The 15,080-nt window shown below is 60.9% G+C and carries 17 protein-coding genes; 4 read left to right on the top strand and 13 right to left on the bottom strand.

Annotated features, from left to right (window positions below):
• Positions 1–141: 141 nt before the first annotated feature.
• From ACJWXQ_RS01800 to ACJWXQ_RS01765, 8 genes are read right to left on the bottom strand one after another with little or no spacing between them, the layout of a single operon-like run.
• Positions 142–1,620: a proton-conducting transporter membrane subunit gene (locus ACJWXQ_RS01800; RefSeq protein ID WP_346049930.1), complete on the bottom strand. Its 1,479-nt coding sequence runs from the start codon at positions 1,618–1,620 to the stop codon at positions 142–144.
• Positions 1,617–3,107, bottom strand: a complete 1,491-nt coding sequence (locus ACJWXQ_RS01795; protein ID WP_346049932.1) for a monovalent cation/H+ antiporter subunit D family protein — start codon at positions 3,105–3,107, stop codon at positions 1,617–1,619. Before ACJWXQ_RS01795 ends, ACJWXQ_RS01800 begins: the two co-directional genes overlap by 4 nt.
• Positions 3,107–3,460, bottom strand: a complete 354-nt coding sequence (locus tag ACJWXQ_RS01790) for a cation:proton antiporter subunit C (RefSeq protein WP_346049934.1) — start codon at positions 3,458–3,460, stop codon at positions 3,107–3,109. Before ACJWXQ_RS01790 ends, ACJWXQ_RS01795 begins: the two co-directional genes overlap by 1 nt.
• Positions 3,460–3,879 carry a Na(+)/H(+) antiporter subunit B gene (locus tag ACJWXQ_RS01785; RefSeq protein ID WP_406672032.1) on the bottom strand — a complete coding sequence of 140 codons (420 nt, stop codon included), beginning with the start codon at positions 3,877–3,879 and terminating at the stop codon, positions 3,460–3,462. The genes ACJWXQ_RS01790 and ACJWXQ_RS01785 overlap by 1 nt, the downstream gene beginning before the upstream one ends.
• Positions 3,876–4,424, bottom strand: coding sequence for a DUF4040 domain-containing protein (locus ACJWXQ_RS01780; protein WP_346049938.1), 549 nt, complete (start codon positions 4,422–4,424; stop codon positions 3,876–3,878). Before ACJWXQ_RS01780 ends, ACJWXQ_RS01785 begins: the two co-directional genes overlap by 4 nt.
• A 29-nt stretch (positions 4,425–4,453) precedes the next feature.
• Entirely contained in the window at positions 4,454–4,783 is a 330-nt protein-coding gene (gene mnhG, locus ACJWXQ_RS01775) for a monovalent cation/H(+) antiporter subunit G (protein WP_346049940.1), read from the bottom strand.
• Complete coding sequence (locus ACJWXQ_RS01770) at positions 4,783–5,082, bottom strand: monovalent cation/H+ antiporter complex subunit F (protein ID WP_346049942.1); 300 nt, start codon at positions 5,080–5,082, stop codon at positions 4,783–4,785. Before ACJWXQ_RS01770 ends, mnhG begins: the two co-directional genes overlap by 1 nt.
• Positions 5,082–5,564, bottom strand: coding sequence for a Na+/H+ antiporter subunit E (locus ACJWXQ_RS01765; protein ID WP_346049944.1), 483 nt, complete (start codon positions 5,562–5,564; stop codon positions 5,082–5,084). Before ACJWXQ_RS01765 ends, ACJWXQ_RS01770 begins: the two co-directional genes overlap by 1 nt.
• A gap of 264 nt (positions 5,565–5,828) precedes the next feature.
• On the opposite strand from ACJWXQ_RS01765, the gene sppA reads away from it, so the two are divergent.
• Together sppA and ACJWXQ_RS01755 are read left to right on the top strand one after the other, a co-directional pair.
• Entirely contained in the window at positions 5,829–7,571 is a 1,743-nt protein-coding gene (sppA, locus tag ACJWXQ_RS01760; RefSeq protein WP_346049946.1) for a signal peptide peptidase SppA, read from the top strand.
• Positions 7,568–7,864 carry a DUF3634 family protein gene (locus tag ACJWXQ_RS01755; RefSeq protein WP_346049948.1) on the top strand — a complete coding sequence of 99 codons (297 nt, stop codon included), beginning with the start codon at positions 7,568–7,570 and terminating at the stop codon, positions 7,862–7,864. The genes sppA and ACJWXQ_RS01755 overlap by 4 nt, the downstream gene beginning before the upstream one ends.
• On the opposite strand, the gene ACJWXQ_RS01750 is transcribed toward ACJWXQ_RS01755, so the two are convergent.
• Together ACJWXQ_RS01750 and ACJWXQ_RS01745 are read right to left on the bottom strand one after the other, a co-directional pair.
• Positions 7,861–9,363 (bottom strand): diguanylate cyclase domain-containing protein, encoded by a 1,503-nt coding sequence (locus ACJWXQ_RS01750; protein ID WP_406672031.1) that lies wholly within the window; start codon positions 9,361–9,363, stop codon positions 7,861–7,863. The two genes, ACJWXQ_RS01755 and ACJWXQ_RS01750, sit on opposite strands and share 4 nt — an antisense overlap.
• A 122-nt stretch (positions 9,364–9,485) precedes the next feature.
• Complete coding sequence (locus ACJWXQ_RS01745; protein ID WP_346049952.1) at positions 9,486–9,872, bottom strand: SirB2 family protein; 387 nt, start codon at positions 9,870–9,872, stop codon at positions 9,486–9,488.
• A gap of 610 nt (positions 9,873–10,482) precedes the next feature.
• Between ACJWXQ_RS01745 and ACJWXQ_RS01740 the strand changes: the two genes are divergently transcribed.
• Together ACJWXQ_RS01740 and ACJWXQ_RS01735 are read left to right on the top strand one after the other, a co-directional pair.
• The gene (locus tag ACJWXQ_RS01740) at positions 10,483–11,508 is read left to right on the top strand and encodes a DUF3179 domain-containing protein (RefSeq protein WP_406672030.1); all 1,026 of its coding nucleotides are present in this window, start codon (positions 10,483–10,485) and stop codon (positions 11,506–11,508) included.
• Positions 11,501–12,058: a hypothetical protein gene (locus ACJWXQ_RS01735; protein WP_346049956.1), complete on the top strand. Its 558-nt coding sequence runs from the start codon at positions 11,501–11,503 to the stop codon at positions 12,056–12,058. Before ACJWXQ_RS01740 ends, ACJWXQ_RS01735 begins: the two co-directional genes overlap by 8 nt.
• Here ACJWXQ_RS01735 and ACJWXQ_RS01730 read toward each other — a convergent pair.
• The 3 genes from ACJWXQ_RS01730 to ACJWXQ_RS01720 all read right to left on the bottom strand — a co-directional run.
• Entirely contained in the window at positions 12,046–12,513 is a 468-nt protein-coding gene (locus ACJWXQ_RS01730; RefSeq protein ID WP_346049958.1) for a DUF411 domain-containing protein, read from the bottom strand. The genes ACJWXQ_RS01735 and ACJWXQ_RS01730 overlap by 13 nt on opposite strands.
• Complete coding sequence (locus ACJWXQ_RS01725; RefSeq protein WP_406672029.1) at positions 12,513–14,495, bottom strand: serine hydrolase domain-containing protein; 1,983 nt, start codon at positions 14,493–14,495, stop codon at positions 12,513–12,515. The genes ACJWXQ_RS01730 and ACJWXQ_RS01725 overlap by 1 nt, the downstream gene beginning before the upstream one ends.
• Positions 14,496–14,535: 40 nt before the next feature.
• Positions 14,536–15,080, bottom strand: a 545-nt coding sequence (locus tag ACJWXQ_RS01720; RefSeq protein ID WP_406672028.1) for a GGDEF domain-containing protein, incomplete at its 5' end; no start/stop codon positions are given.

Raw genomic sequence — 15,080 nt, 5'->3', positions numbered from 1 at the left:
GTCGTAGGCCGAAGGCAGGATCAGATCGACGATCACCAGGACCGCCATGAAAGCGAGCGTGGCCCACTTCAGCAGCGTCCCATGTCGTACCAGCATGTCCAGAAACTTTACGATCATGTCAGGTCTCGCAGTTTGGTCAGGTCAGCCGGCAAAGATGCCGGCGAGCATGTTCCGCAGCGGATCAGCGATAAAGAACAGTGCCACGCAGCCCAGGGCCGTGATGGACAGGGGAACCACGCAGAGCAGAGGTGCTTCCTTGATGCCGCCCTTGTAGCCGTCCGTGGGCGGCAGCATGAAGGCCCTGACCACCGGCGTCAGCAGATAGGCGATGTTGAGCAGGGTGCTGATCATGAACACGAAGATCATCAGCACCTGACCGGCATCGGCGGCACCGACGACCAGATGCCATTTACTCCACAGCCCGCCCATGGGCGGGGCCCCGATCACGCACAATGCACCCAGCAGGAAGGCACCCATGGTGAACGGCATGCGCCGGCCGATGCCATCCATTTCACTGATATTGGTCTTCTTGCTGGCCACATAGATGGCGCCGGCACAGAAGAACAGCGTGATCTTGCCGAAGGCGTGCATGGCAATGTGCATGCCGCCCCCAATGGTGGCCAATTGACTGACCAGCATGGCGCCGAGAGTGATATAGGAGAGCTGACTGACCGTGGAATAGGCCAGTCGGGCCTTGAGATTGTCCTTTTGCAGGGCCACGGTGGATGCCGCCAACAGGGAGAAGGCGGCAATGTACATGATCACTTCCGTGGTCCAGAGGTTGGACAGATAATCCAGGCCGAAGAGGTAGGTGGCCACCTTGAGCACGGTGAACACCCCGGCCTTCACCACGGCCACGGCGTGGAGCAGTGCGGATACCGGCGTGGGTGCCACCATGGCCGAGGGCAGCCAGCGGTGGAAAGGCATCAGGGCCGCCTTACCAATGCCGTACATGTAGAGCACCAGCAGCAGGGCACCCATGCCATAACCCACATGGCCTTCCATGATGCCGCCGTCAGTAAAGTCCAGGCTGCCGGTCATCCACCAGGTGGCGATGATGGCCACCAGCTGGAAGCCGATGGAGGTGCCCAGCAGCAGCCCGATATAGGTCCGCGCCCCCATCTTCGCCGCCACATTCTGCTTGTGGGCCACAAGGGGGTAGGTGGAGATGGTGAGAATCTCGTAGAAGATGAACAGGGTGAACATGTTCTGGGCGAAGGCAATGCCTACCGCCGCGAACAGGGCCACCGCAAAACAGGCATGGAAGCGGGTGTGATTGGCTTCGCCCGCGCCTCGCATGTAGCCGATGGCGTACAGGGAGGTGATGATCCATAGCCCCGAGGCAATGAGCCCGAAGAGCATCCCCAGCGGCTCCACCTCGAAAGCAATGCGCAGGCCCGGAAACAGTTCGAACAAGGTGACGCCGGGGCGGCCGCCAGCCAGCACTTCCGGCAGGACCTGCAGGACCATGGTGAACATGGCAACTGCGGTGGCGACCATGAGGGTGTCGCGCAGATTGGGCCAGCGGCCGGTCAGGGCGATCAACACGGTCCCCAGGGCCGGGATGGCCAGGGCCAGCTGAATGGCCAGCGCGGGTTCCAGGAATACGACCTGATTCACAGGTAACCTCCCATCAGGGTTTCAGCAGCTCGATTGGCCAGGTCCACCGGCAGTGAAGTGTCGATACCGAAGTAAAGGCAGGCCACGGTCAATGCCCAGGTGGGCAGCAGCAGGCTCATGGGCGCTTCCCGCACCGGTTGAGCGCCTTCAGCGGGCTCCTTCAGGTAGGCCGCTTCCACCACTTTCCAGATATAGATGGTGGCCAGCAGGGAAGTGCCCAGCAGGAAGACCGCCACCGGCCAGAGGCCACCCTCCAGGGCGGCAAGCAACAGATGCCACTTAGTGACAAAGCCCACGGTCAGGGGGATGCCGATCAGGGACAGGCCGGCGAGAACAAAGGCCGCCATGGTCCAGGGCATCTGCTTGGCAATCCCGGCCATGCGATCCAGCGACACACCGCCTACCCGATAGATGATGCAGGCCAGCGCCATGAAGAGCGCGGCCTTGGTCACGGCGTGGTTGAACAGGTGCACCACCGAGGCCATCAGGCCCAGGGTGCTGGCAAAACTGACCCCGAGAATCATGTAGCCCACCTGGGCCACACTGGAGTAGGCCAGCATGCGCTTGATGTTGGTCTGGAAGATGGCAACGATGGACGGAATCAGAATGCCCAGCATGGCCAGCGGCATCAGCACATAACCCAGATTCAGCTCCGAGAAGCTGAACTCATAGCCAAAGACGCTGAAGATGATCCGCAAGAGTACGTAAATGGCCACTTTGGTTGCCGTCGCCGACAGAAAGACGGTGATCATGGACGGCGCATAGGTATAGGCGTTGGGCAGCCACAAGTGCAGGGGGAACAGGGCCAGCTTGAGCGAGATCCCCACCACCAGGAAGGCAAAGGCTGCCCGGATGGTGCCAGTGTCATTGACCTCCGGCAGACGCTGGGCCAGATCGATCAGGTTCAGCGTCCCGGTCATGATGTACATGAAACCAATGCCGATGAGCAGGAAGGTGGTGCCCACCGTGCCCATGACCAGGTACTGATAGGACGACATCACCGCACGACGGTCCTTGCCCATGGCAATCAGGGCATAGGATGCCAGGGCGGAAATCTCGAAGAACACGAAGATGTTGAAGGCATCGCCCGTGATGGTAATCCCCAGCAGGCCGCAGTTGGCCAGCAGGAAGGCGGCATAGAACAGTCCGTGTTTGGCCTTGTCCACTTCCTGTTCCACGCTTCGCAGGGCGAAGGGCATGGATATCGCACCCATCAGGGAGATGATCAGGAGAACGACAATGTTCGCCGGATCAACGAAGTATTCGATACCCACCGGCGGCACCCAGCCGCCCATGTGATAGGAAATACTGCCGTGCAGCAGGACCTGCTGAACCAGCAGGATGGAAACGCCAAGGGTGAGCCAGGTTGTCAGCGTGGTGGCCGCCCAGGCCAGTCGCGGGGCGCGCGCCATCAGCATCACGATGGGCGCGGCCAGCATGGGCAGCACCACCTGCAGGGCAGGCAGATGTTGGATGAGAAGGTCCATTAGTGTTTCCCGTCCTGTTCGTGAATCTCGTCTTCCTCAATGGAGCCATACAGTTCATGAACCCGGACCACCAGGGCCAGGCCCATGGCGGTCAGCGCGACGCCGACCACAATGGCGGTGAGGATGAGCACGTGGGGCAGGGGATTGGAGTACTCGGTGATGCCTTCCACATAAACCGGCGCCGTGCCGCCATCCAGCTTCGCCAGGCTGATGAAGAAAATGAACACCGAGGTCTGAAAGATGTTCAGGCCCACGATCTTCTTCACCAGATTGCCCTGGGCGATGACGATGTAAAAACCCACCATCATCAGGACGACGACTACCCAGTAGTTATACAGGCCAAGCCATTCCATCAGTCACGCTCCCGGCCGGCAAATGAATAGAACAGTGTCAGGGCAACCGTGGCGACGGTAATGCCGACACCCAGCTCGATGCCGATGATGCCGAAGGTTTCACCGGCATGGTCATCCGGCAGCAGGACCTTGTATTCCAGGAAGTTGCCACCCAGGAAGAAGGAGGCAATGCCGATGCCGATGTACAGCAGCACGCCCAGGGCGGCCAGGATATGGGCCGCTTCCGGGGAGATGGCTTCCTGTGCCTTGTCCAGACCATAGATCAGGCTGTAGATGACGAAGCCGGCGGCAAAGATGATCCCGGCCTGAAAGCCGCCCCCCGGGCTGTATTCTCCGTGGAACTGGATGTAAAGGCCGTAAAGCAGGATCACCGGGATCATCAGCTTGGTGATGACCCGAAGCACCACATACTGATTCATGAGCGTTCCTCCCCGCCATTGGCCTTGGGATTGGCCTTGGGATCGTCCTTGCGGCGACGGCGCACCGCGCCACTGCCCAGCACCAGAAGCACGCCCACGGCGGCGGCATAGATCACGACCGCCTCGCCCAGGGTATCGATGCCTCGATAGCTGGCGAGTACGGAAGTCACCATGTTGGGAATGCCGATCTCGTCCACCGACTCCTGCGTGAAGTGGGGAGAAAGGTGGGTATGCGCCGGCGCTTCAGGATCCCCGTAGTGGGGCATGTCCAGGGTGCCATAGATCAGGCCGCCACCAGTGATGAAAACCACCACCAGGGCGAGCAGGTTCTGTCCCTTGCCGTGGTTCTTTTCCTTGCTGGTGGTCAGCGCCAGGGTGCCCAGCATCAGGATGATCATGATGCCGGCCCCGACTGCCGCCTCGGTCAGGGCCACGTCCACCGCATCCATGACCACGAACAGGGAGGCTGCCAGCAGGCTATAGATGCCGGTGAGCATGGTCACCGCAAACAGATTGCGGATCTTGACGATGGCAATGGCCACCATGGCCAGAAAGGCCAGCAGGATGATATCGATCAGCGCTTCGATGACGCACCCCCTTCCCCGGGTCGCCAGGGATCCAGCTTGCTATGACGGGCCGCCTTGGCCAGAGCATGGCTGGCAGTGGGCGCCGTAAACAGGAGAAACAGCAGGGTAAACAGCAGTTTCCCGCCGGTGGGCAGGGAATCCGCCTGAAGCATCAGCCCCACCAGGATAAAAATCGAGCAGAGGGTGTCGGTGATGCCAGCCGCCTGAATCCGGGAGTAGAAGTCCGGAAACCGCAACAGGCCCAGGCCGCCAATCAGCAGCAGCAGGGAACCGGCTGCCAGCAACACCATGCTGATGATGTTGAGCACGAGTTCCATCAATGTTCCTCCCGTTCGTCCACATCCGTGGACTTTCCGGCGAAGCTGCCGTACTCGAAGAACTTCAGCACGGCAACAATGCCGATGAAGTTGATCAGGGCATAGACGATGGCGATGTCGATGAACTCCGGGCGACCGACGATGAAACCGATGACGGCAATCATCAGCACGGTCTTGGTGCCAAAGACGTTCACCGCCAGGATGCGGTCATAGGTGGTCGGGCCCACGAAGGCGCGAACCAGGGCCAGGCCCATGGTCACCAGAATGGCCAGCGCCGCTCCGATAAAGGCGAATTCCATTATGATTCTCCCTCGAATTCGGTGGCCCGCCGGTCCATTTCTCCATCCTTGAGGCCCTGTTCGATCTCCTCGGTGAGGGCGTAGAACCAGATCTCATTGTCCCGCACATGCACGGTTACCGTGCCGGGGGTCAGGGTGATGGAGTTGGCGAAGATGGTGCGGCCCAGGGCGGTCTTCTGGCTGGCCTTGACCCTTGCCATCCGTGGATTGATGCTGTTCTTGCCGGCCAGCACGTGGCGGGCGACGATCAGATTGGACTTGCTGATTTCCATCAGCAGCCAGGGCCAGTACTTGAGCGAGGGCACCAGCAGATGCAAGGGATGCCCTTCGCGGTCAATGATCTTCATCCGGGTGGCCAGGTACACCGTGAGCAGCACCGATGCCGCACCCAGCGGCACGATGATGGGGTGCGTCCACATACCGGAGAAGAGAAGCCAGATGATGGCCATTATCACGGCCAGGCTGACGGTGTACTTCAGCACGATCAGCTCCTTCAGCAGCGGGGTGACGCGGCCGGGGCCGCGCGGCAGAAAGCGTTGCTCGGAAAACGCGAGGCCGGAAGTTTACCGAGCTGGCCTATTCCGGGCAAGTTCTGTGCAATTTGGAGCAATTCCCAACGATGTAGACACTTATTTATATATACGCGGTTGCAGCGAGGGGTGTGGCAATGGTGCCGTTGCGCATCTTGTCGCCGCTGATTGGGTGGTGTAATTTGCCAATACAGTTCCCAACAACGGGGGGTTAGCATGAAGTGGATCAAGAAGACATGCACTGTTCTCGGTGCCCTGGTGCTGGCGGGGGTTCTGATCGCCCTGGTCAGCAGTTTCTTTGCCCGCGAGCGGGTGCCTTCCGAGGTCATCATCAGCCTCAACCTGGAGCAGCCGGTGATCGAATCGATCCCGGATGACCCCCTGGCACGCGCCATGATGGGGGATCGCTGGGTCCTGCGCGATCTGGTGGAAGCCATTGATCGGGCCGCCGAGGACCGGCGGGTGAAAGGCCTGGTGGCCCGGGTTGGCGGCGCCAGCCAGGGCATGGCCGCGGTCCAGGAGATCCGCCAGGCCATCGAGCGCTTCCGTGAGTCGGGCAAGCCGGCGATTGCCTATGCCGAAACCATTGGCGAAGTGGGCCCGGGCAACCAGGGTTATTACCTGGCCACGGCCTTTGACGAGATCCACATGCAGGAATCCGGCGACATCGGCCTGGTGGGGCTGATCAGCGAAAGCATGTTCCTGGCGGGAACCCTCGAGAAGCTGGATCTCGAGCCGCGAATGGATCATCGCCATGAATACAAGAATGCCAAGAATACCTTCACGGAAACCGAGTTTACCGAGGCCCACCGCGAGGCCGAGCAGGCCGTGCTGGATGACCTTTTCGAGGAAATGGTCAGTGACATCGCCCAGAGTCGGGGCCTCAGCGACCTGGAAATCCGGGATCTGATCAACCGTGGACCCTTCCTGGGCGTGGAGGCCGTGGATGCCGGCCTGATCGATGGTCTGGCGTACCGCCATGAGCTCGACGGCCTGCTCGAGGCAAAAGTGGGCCGTTTCACCACCATGGAGTCGCGCCATTACTTCCGGCTCGCGGGGCGTCCCCACAAGCGGGGCACCGGCGTGGCGGTCATTCACGGTACCGGCGGGGTCATGCGCGGCGAGAGCGGCTACGACCCTGTCTTCGGCAGCGTTTCCATGGGCTCCGATACCGTGGTCCGGGCCTTTCGGGACGCCATCGAGGATGACAGCATCAAGGCCATTCTGTTTCGGGTGGACAGCCCCGGTGGCTCCTATGTGGCGTCCGACGCCATCCTGGCCATGACCCGCAAGGCCCGGGAGGCAGGCAAGCCGGTGGTGGTGAGCATGGGCAATGTGGCCGCTTCCGGCGGTTATTTCGTGGCCATGGAGGCTGACCGTATCATCGCCCAGCCGGGCACTATCACCGGTTCCATCGGGGTGCTGGGAGGCAAGTTCCTGACCACCGATTTCTGGCTGGAGCGCTTCGGCATCAGCTGGGATGCGGTTACCACCGCGGACAATGCCAGCATGTACTCCGGCGGCCATGATTACACCGAGCATGGCTGGCAGCGGCATCAGGACTGGCTCGACCGGGTCTATGAGGACTTTGTGGCCAAGGCCGCCGCCGGGCGCAACATGAGCTATGACGAGCTTGAAGCCTTCGCCAAGGGGCGGATCTGGACGGGGCAACAGGCGCTGGATCGTGGCCTGGTGGACGGGGTCGGCGGTTATGGCGAGGCGATGGCCGCGGTGCGGGAACTGCTTGAGCTGGAAGTGGATGCCCCGCTCAAGCTCAAGACCTACCCCGAGCCCAAGGGCTGGCTCAACCTGTTGGCCGGCGGCCGCGCCGAACCGGTGGCCAGCCGAGCGGCATTGAGGGCCCTGGAGAGCATCCAGCCGTTGATGCGTGAACTCCACCGGGCAGGGATTGTCGGCGACAAAGACGTGCTGGAGATCACGCCTCCGGAGGTGAAGTGAGCGCAAGGCTGTCCATCTGGGCCCGCCTGGCGGGTGTTCGCGGTCGAATTCGTTTCCGCGACGGGAGCATCAGTGAAGCCCGGGGACAGTTGTCCCCGGGCTTTCTCGCTGCCTGTCGGGATATCGCTCGTTTGCACCGGGTATCGGTGGGGCGGGTGGATGTCATGGGGCAGGGCCGCCGCCAGCATTTGCGCTTCTCTCGTGACCTACCTGCCGGTGCCCGGCAGGCCATCAGCAATGTCTGGACCCCACCGCCCAGCGGTGGTGGCGGTGGCATGCGTGCTGCCGGCTAACGATAGCGGCTGTGCTGCTGGTAATAGGCTTCCTTGTCCTCGTACATCCGCTGGTCGGCAAGTCGCAAGACCCGGTCTGGCGGGTGCTGGTCAGAACCGGCAACACCCACGCTGATGTTCACGGCGAGATTCAGTCGGCGGTCTCCCGACAGGGCTATCTCGCATTCCCGGCCCTGGCAGGCTGTCGTCAGACGTTCCACCGCGCGCTGGGCATCGGACTCAGCACAGTCATGGCATAGAATCACAAACTCGTCACCACCGTAGCGGGCTGCCACATCACTACGGCGGGCCTGCTTTTTCAACTGCCTGGCCACCTGCCGAATCAGTTCATCCCCGCTTTCGTGACCATGGTGATCGTTAATTCTCTTCAGTCCGATCAGATCAATCATCACCACCGAGAAATCCGGTTCGCTGTGGGTTTTCTTGAGCCAGATGGCATGGGCCAGTTGTTCTTCGAAGAAGGCTCGGTTGAACAGACCGGTGAGGCCATCGGTTTCGGCGAGCTTGCGCAGTTCCTGGGTCAGCAACTGGTTTTCCAGGGCGGCCCCAAGCTGGTCGACAAAAAGCGGCAGGGCACTTTCGGCATCATCGTTCGGCTGGCTATCGACCATCAGGTAGCCAGGGGATTGCTGCAGGTGGCGATGCAAGGGCATCAGCAGGAATCGCTGATCTGACTGCTGCAGCCATGCCTGACGATATCGTTCCGAGCTTTGGTTATGGGTGCGGAGCCTGTCCATCAGGGCCTGACGACAATTCTCCGCCGCACCCAGAAATCCGGCATGGCGAACCAGATCCGCCCGTTCTCGATCGAACAGCACGATGCCGAAACTGCGTGTGGGATATAGCGCCCTGAACTGCCTGAGCGATCGCTGTATCAGGTCGGGAACGTCCTTCGCCTCATAGGTCTGCACACCCATGTCCAGCAGCGAGCGGAAGATATCGTTCTTGCGGGCAATATCCTTGTGGGCCCGAGCCAGTTGTCCATTCTGGCGGTGATAGGTGACACCCACGCCGAGAATGTAGAGCAGGGTGGTGATGATCACAAAAGCGGTTACCGGCAGACTCGCGGTCGGCACGAAGGCAGGTCCTGCAATGCCTACCCCGAGCAGGCCGCCGAGGACAAAGCAGACGAAGGCCAGAGCCAGGCGGGGGAGGCCGCCATTGACCGAGTTGTTAAGCAAGGAGCTGACCAGCAGGGAGAATGTGATCCACAGATTGAATGCCAGCAGCGCGGCCCAGGTCCCGAGCAGAATGCAATCCAGGAGCAGATTGATCTGTTCAGCGCGTTTGGAGTGGGTGACCAGGCGGGTATGCAGCCAGGCCAGGTGTGGATAGACAAGGAATGCCGCCACCGCGGCCAGCAGGATGGGCGTACCCAGCTCCAGTTCGGGTGTGATGAGGAGAATGGCCACGAACGTGGAGAGAAAGCCCAGTACGCGGGGCAGGTAGTTGATTCTGGCTATGCGATGGGCTGGACGCAGCCGAAAAGCTTTTGTCATTGGGCCTGACTCTCCGGTGCACGGGCCGAGCTGGCCCGTCCCTGGCCCAACCGGCCCGGAGTCTTGATGCCTCTCTGTTCAGAGTAGGCCCAAATGAGCGATTAATCCGCTTTTCTCACCGCTTACAGCACGAAACCGGCAAGCCCCAGAGCGGACTTGGAAAAAGCCACCGACATAGTCTGCAGAAAGACCAGCACCGCGAGGAAGAACAGCCCCCAGCGGGCCGCACCGGCAGACACCCGGAAAGCGGCGATACCGACGCCGATGTAGAGGGCCACCAGCCCCAGTTTCACCAGCATCCAGGGTTGGGAGAGAAAGGCCCAGCCGGTCATGCCCAGCAGCAGGATGCCGCTGAGGAGCAACAGGGTATCCACCACATGGGGGGCGATCTTGGCCAGCCTGGAGCCGGGGCGGTCGCCGGTCAGCAGCAGCCAGCCACCGCGCAGCATGAAGCCCAGGATGCTGAGCAGTGCCAGGCCCATGTGCAGATGCTTGATTCCCATGTACATGAAGCAGCTCCTTCGTTCTGGTCCGGAAAGGATGAGCCGGCTGACGGCCTCAACCGTGGATGCCGAGCATCTTACTTGAGTCGGTCCCGCCTGGCTGCCCCGACCGCCGATAATTGGGTCGTCACAGACACGGTGACCAAGAAATGCCCAATCTGACAACGGCCCCGTCAGGGAAGCCGGATCAGTGGTTTATTCACATGGTTATCCACAGATATTGTGGAAAGATGCACTTGGTGTGTTTTTCTCAAAAATGACGCCCCATCCACGTGCTCGATTCAGCAAACAGGCCAAAAAAAACGATATAAAACAGATGTCTAGGAGATTGGTCGCTGGTCGGTAACTCTGGGGGGTCGCTGTTGTGGACGCGTCGCCGAATGACTTGTCAAGCTTTTTCGAGGACTTTGAGTCAACTTCCTCCACAGCCATGCAGGCGGAACAATGCCATGCCGTTTGTCAAGCTGAGAATACCGCTCAATCTGGCCGGGCCGACCAGCGGTGCCATCGGCGTTACCGGTTTCGATGAGCTCCGCCATCGGCCCAAATACACTGTAACAAGCTGCTGCCAATGGCCGTCCATCCTGAGACACAGCCACCGCGGGGAGTAGTGACCATGCGCAGCTATCTGGGCCTCAGTCTCCTGGCCATTGCGGCCACGCCTGCATTTGCCGACAAGCCGATTCCGACGACCACGGCCAACATCGTCGACGGTGAGGTCTCGGCCTACTGGGATCAGTCCCTGTCCGGCGGCCCCGGCAAGGACGGCATCCCGTCCATTGATTCGCCTCGTTTTATCAGCGCGGATTTGGCCGATGACTGGTTGGAGGGGGGTGACAAGATCATCGGTATCTACATCAATGGCGAGGCGCGGGCCTATCCGCAGTCGGTCCTGGTCTGGCACGAAATCGTCAATGACACCGTTGGCGGGGAGAATGTTGCGGTGACCTACTGCCCGCTGACCGGTACCGGGATTGGCTACAAGCGGGGCGAGACCGAACTGGGTGTCTCCGGTCGCCTGGTCAACAGCAATCTGCTCATGTACGACCGCCACTCGGATAGCTATTGGCCGCAGATCCTAGGCGCGGCGGCGGCCGGCCCGCACGCAGGGGAAGGTCTGGTTGAGCAACGGGTATTCTGGACTCGCTGGGATAACTGGCTTGCCCGTCACCCGGACACCGAGGTGCTGTCACGGCGAACCGGTCATGTGCGCAATTATCGCCGCGACCCCTACGGCGGCTACAACCCGCGTACCGGCTATTATGCCGAGGGCAGTGACCGCATCTTCCCGGTCATGAATGAGAATGAGCGCTTTGATGCCAAGCGGGAGATCTTTGGTTTCCGGACTTCCGAGGAGGCTGTGGCGGTAGATATGGATGCCCTCGCCGAGGCCGGCTACCTGAGCTACAGCGGCGTCTCCGACGACTTCCTGGTGATTTATGACGACGGCCTTGAGACCGCCTGGGTATTCCGGGGACAGGCCAGTGATTTTCCCGAAGACCCCAGTGCCGTGAGCTTTGGGCCTTCCGGTCCCAGTGCTCCCGGGCTACAGGAACTGGACACCGTTAACGGCTTCGAGGCCATGTGGTTTGCCTGGTACGCCTTCTACCCCATGACCGTGGTACTGGATGGCGATGAGTGATTCGACAGACCAGGTTGTCCGCCACGCGCTCTGGCTGCCCCTGTCAGCAGCTCTGGCCTATGCAGGCTTCTACCTCTACGCCATTGGCGATATCGATGTGATGGACAGTTCCCTGTGGGGGCTGATGGTGGGAGAGTTGAGCCTTGAGCGCATCCTGAGTGCGCGGGCGGTTTTCCAGTTCGAGCCGGTGGTCATGATTGAAGCGGGCTATCTGGTGATCCTGATCAGCCCACTGAATCTGGCAATGACCGTGCTACTGGCCGGATTGCTGGCCGCCAACCTGCACGGGGTTTTGCATTTGCGGGCCAATCCCAGCTGCCGCTACAGCGCTAGCGGCAGCCTGTCCGGTGCCTTGCCCGCCCTGCTGGCCGGTGGTGCCTGCTGCGCGCCCAGTCTGATTCTCCTGCTGGGCCTGCCGGGCCTGGGTGCATTCGCTGCCTTTTTCGCCTGGCTGGTACCCGTTTCCCTCCTGGCCCTGGCAGCGAGCCGGATCTGGCAGCGGCGCCTAGGGGCACCCCCGATGGTGAGTCTGTTACCTCACTCTTCCTGATGATAACGGGCGAAGACTTCGCTTTCCCCTTCGTCATTGAAAGTCAGGACCTCATAGGGGTCTTTTCGGTCGCCCATTTCCATGCCCGGTGAACCGATTGGCATGCCGGCGACGGCAATGCCGAGGATGTCGGGGCGCTCCTCCAGCAGACGATGAACCTGCTCCGCCGGTACATGGCCTTCCACCACATAGCCGTCAACGAAGGCCGTGTGACAGGAGCCCAGGCTGAAGGGCAGGCCGGCTTCGCGCTTGATCTCGTTGAGCTCCTGGTGGCTCACGTCGCGTGCCTCCACCTCGAAGCCTGCTTCCTCTATGTAATCCACCCAGACACTGCAGCAGCCGCATTGCGGCGTCTTGTAGACCAGCATTTCATTGGATTCGGCAGCGGGTTCCTGACCACAGGCGGCCAGGCTCAGGATCAATAGGAGTGAGAGCAAGGATCTCGGTGTTTTCATCAGAATCGCCACCCAATCAGGTTCCAGTCGTTAAGGGTCATGGCCAGGGCCAGGCCCGCGAATACAGCCACAATATGATACAGGCGCTGGCGCAGGGACCAGGTGCGTGTCCGCCACAGGGGCACAATGCTGATTACTGCCAGCAGGCTCAGCAAGACAGCAAGATTGTTGATCAGTACCCAGCCCTGGAGTATGGGCAATGGCCAGAGAAAAAGGTTCTCCGCGCCAGCGCCGCGAATGGCGCTCATGGCCTGCCAGGCCAGGACCAGTGCCGAGATCCAGCCCAGCGACCAGGCCAGCATCAAGCAGCTTGCCGTGCGTTCCGCCGTGGTTTCGTTCAGCCGCTGTCGGCGACGGATCCAGAATCCGCCCAGCTGCCATAGGGCAGCCAGACCAGTAATGCCCATAATGGTAAACAGCCACTGGCCGGTGCCGAAGAAGCCGATGCGCTCACCGGCATTGATGCCGCTGGGATGGTAGAACCGGTTGATATCGCCACCGGGGCTCTCACCAAAGGCAAGGCGGTCCGGGCCATCCACTCGCTCAAAGAGATGCACCTGCCCGTCCACTGGCAGCCAGCGCCGGGTCTGGCCTCCCATGTGGGTGATTAAATAGCCATCGTCGTGTACATCAACCTTCATCACGTTGTCGATGGCGGTGATTTTCTCCACTCCGCTGTAGCTGCGGCGGGTATGACGATAGCTGCCCGCATAGTCTTCCAGCCTTTCTGTAAGCTCATCGTTACCGGCGGCTTCGGGCTGCTCGCCCGGCTCGGCTTGAAAGCGAGCGACCACATGGCGCGGCAAGGCCTGGCTGAAGCCGCGTCCACCGGCTGTGTTGGTGGAGACGAAGATGCCCAGCTCCAGTTCGGGTACCAGAACCATGCCGGAGAAAAAATGCACCAGCGCGCCGCCGTGGCCATAGCCGCGGAGACCGTTGTCGAAGCGATATTCAATGAATCCGTGGGCCAGGCCATTCATGCCCTCGGCATTACTGAACCGTGTCTGGCTCATGCGTCGGGCGGTGTCGTCGGCGAGAATCCGGTCGCCGTTCAGCTCACCCTCGTTGAGCAGGGCGAGCATGAAATTTGCCATGTCGGCGGCCGTGGCAGACATTCCGCCGGAGGGCGCCGTGTGGGCAAGGTATTCGAAATAGGCCGGCTCCAGTACACCAGCCTGTTCCCGAAAACCCTCGGCGAAATGCTCGGCCAATTCCTCGGCCACGGGTGCCGGCATGTCTTCATGCACTTCGTCCGGGGAATAGGTCTCCCTGAAGGTCGAGCGTTCCATGCCCAGTGGCGCGAAGATGTATTCCTCCACGTATTCCTCGAAACCCAGGCCGCTGACCTCGGCCACCAGGGCGCCGGCCAGTGCGCTGGCCCAGTTGGAATAGGTGGCCAGTTCACCGGGCGGGCGCACCAGTTCGGGACGCACCCGGTCGAGATATTCATTCAGGGGGCGGAGGTTTTCCACCTCCCGTTCCAGCAAATGCCCCAGGGCCGAGTCCTCGAAGCCGGCGTTGTGGCTCATCAGGTGATGGATGCGGATGGGCTCGCCGTCCAGGCCCGGGGGAAGCTGCAGTGTGTCGGGAAGGTGATCATTGGCCGGGTCATCCAGTGAAATCAGCCCCCTTTCGTCCAATTGCATCAGGGCGACCCAGACAAAGGGCTTTGAGATGGAGGCGATCCGGAACAGGGTTTTCTCGGCATCCACCGGGGTGCCATCACCATCCCGTTTGCCGTAGCCCTTGAGCAACTGCACCTCACCTCGATGCACCACGGCTACCGTGGCCCCCGCCAGTCGGTCACTGTCCATGCGTGCCGCGACGATGCCGTCCACGAAGGCTTCCAGGTCCGCCTCCCGGTCCATGGCCATTTCCCCGGCATCTTCATCCACCGGGTCTTCTGGCGGCACCGGGCCCTGGGCGAAGGCCGAAAGCGGCAGGCTCAGACCTAGAATCAACAGAACAATACGCAGGGACATGACAGACTTGACTCCTTGGGCCGCTGGACGAGGGGGAGATTCAGCAACTACCGGAAACCACCGTCTGATTGCGGCCGTTGCGCTTGGCCTCGTACAAGGCCTTGTCGGCACGCGCAAGAATGGCCTCAATGCTGTCGCCAGGCTGGCAGGCCGCAACGCCCAGGCTCAGAGTAATATGGATTTGCTGATCGTCCAGTTCAAAGGGTTCCCGTTCGAAGGCCTGTCTTAGCTTCTCCGCCACCTGATAGGCCTCTTCCATGCTGGTTTCCGGCAGTACCACCAGAAACTCTTCCCCGCCCCATCGTGCGGCAGTGTCTGTGATCCGGATATTGTCCTGAATATACGTAGCCAGGGTCTTGAGGATTTCGTCGCCGGCCAGGTGGCCATGGTTGTCATTGACGTTCTTGAAGCGGTCCAGGTCAATGAATATCACGGAAAAGTGGCGCTGATAGCGCTTGGCCCGCACGAATTCCTGTTCCAATACCTCGTCTATTCGTACCCGGTTGAACATGCCGGTGAGCCGGTCACGGACCACCATTTGTTCCAGCCGTCGATAAGACTCGGTCAATGACTGGGTTCGGTCGT

This window comes from Natronospira sp., from assembly GCF_007134575.1.
GTDB classification, from domain to species: domain Bacteria; phylum Pseudomonadota; class Gammaproteobacteria; order Natronospirales; family Natronospiraceae; genus Natronospira; species Natronospira elongata.
Note: the sequence above shows the minus strand (reverse complement) of the source record. Positions and strands in the feature narration are given on the sequence as shown.

Bases quoted from the DNA above. Each gene is read 5' to 3' on its own strand.
- ACJWXQ_RS01795 (WP_346049932.1), bottom strand. From the start codon at position 3,107: ATGGACCTTCTCATCCAACATCTGCCTGCCCTGCAGGTGGTGCTGCCC.
- ACJWXQ_RS01790 (WP_346049934.1), bottom strand. From the start codon at position 3,460: ATGGAATGGCTTGGCCTGTATAACTACTGGGTAGTCGTCGTCCTGATG.
- ACJWXQ_RS01785 (WP_406672032.1), bottom strand. From the start codon at position 3,879: ATGAATCAGTATGTGGTGCTTCGGGTCATCACCAAGCTGATGATCCCG.
- ACJWXQ_RS01780 (WP_346049938.1), bottom strand. From the start codon at position 4,424: ATGGTGGCCATTGCCATCGTCAAGATCCGCAATCTGTTTGCGGTGACC.
- mnhG (WP_346049940.1), bottom strand. From the start codon at position 4,783: ATGGAACTCGTGCTCAACATCATCAGCATGGTGTTGCTGGCAGCCGGT.
- ACJWXQ_RS01770 (WP_346049942.1), bottom strand. From the start codon at position 5,082: ATGGAATTCGCCTTTATCGGAGCGGCGCTGGCCATTCTGGTGACCATG.
- sppA (WP_346049946.1), top strand. From the start codon at position 5,829: ATGAAGTGGATCAAGAAGACATGCACTGTTCTCGGTGCCCTGGTGCTG.
- ACJWXQ_RS01750 (WP_406672031.1), bottom strand. From the start codon at position 9,363: ATGACAAAAGCTTTTCGGCTGCGTCCAGCCCATCGCATAGCCAGAATC.
- ACJWXQ_RS01745 (WP_346049952.1), bottom strand. From the start codon at position 9,872: ATGTACATGGGAATCAAGCATCTGCACATGGGCCTGGCACTGCTCAGC.
- ACJWXQ_RS01740 (WP_406672030.1), top strand. From the start codon at position 10,483: ATGCGCAGCTATCTGGGCCTCAGTCTCCTGGCCATTGCGGCCACGCCT.
- ACJWXQ_RS01735 (WP_346049956.1), top strand. From the start codon at position 11,501: ATGAGTGATTCGACAGACCAGGTTGTCCGCCACGCGCTCTGGCTGCCC.
- ACJWXQ_RS01730 (WP_346049958.1), bottom strand. From the start codon at position 12,513: ATGAAAACACCGAGATCCTTGCTCTCACTCCTATTGATCCTGAGCCTG.
- ACJWXQ_RS01725 (WP_406672029.1), bottom strand. From the start codon at position 14,495: ATGTCCCTGCGTATTGTTCTGTTGATTCTAGGTCTGAGCCTGCCGCTT.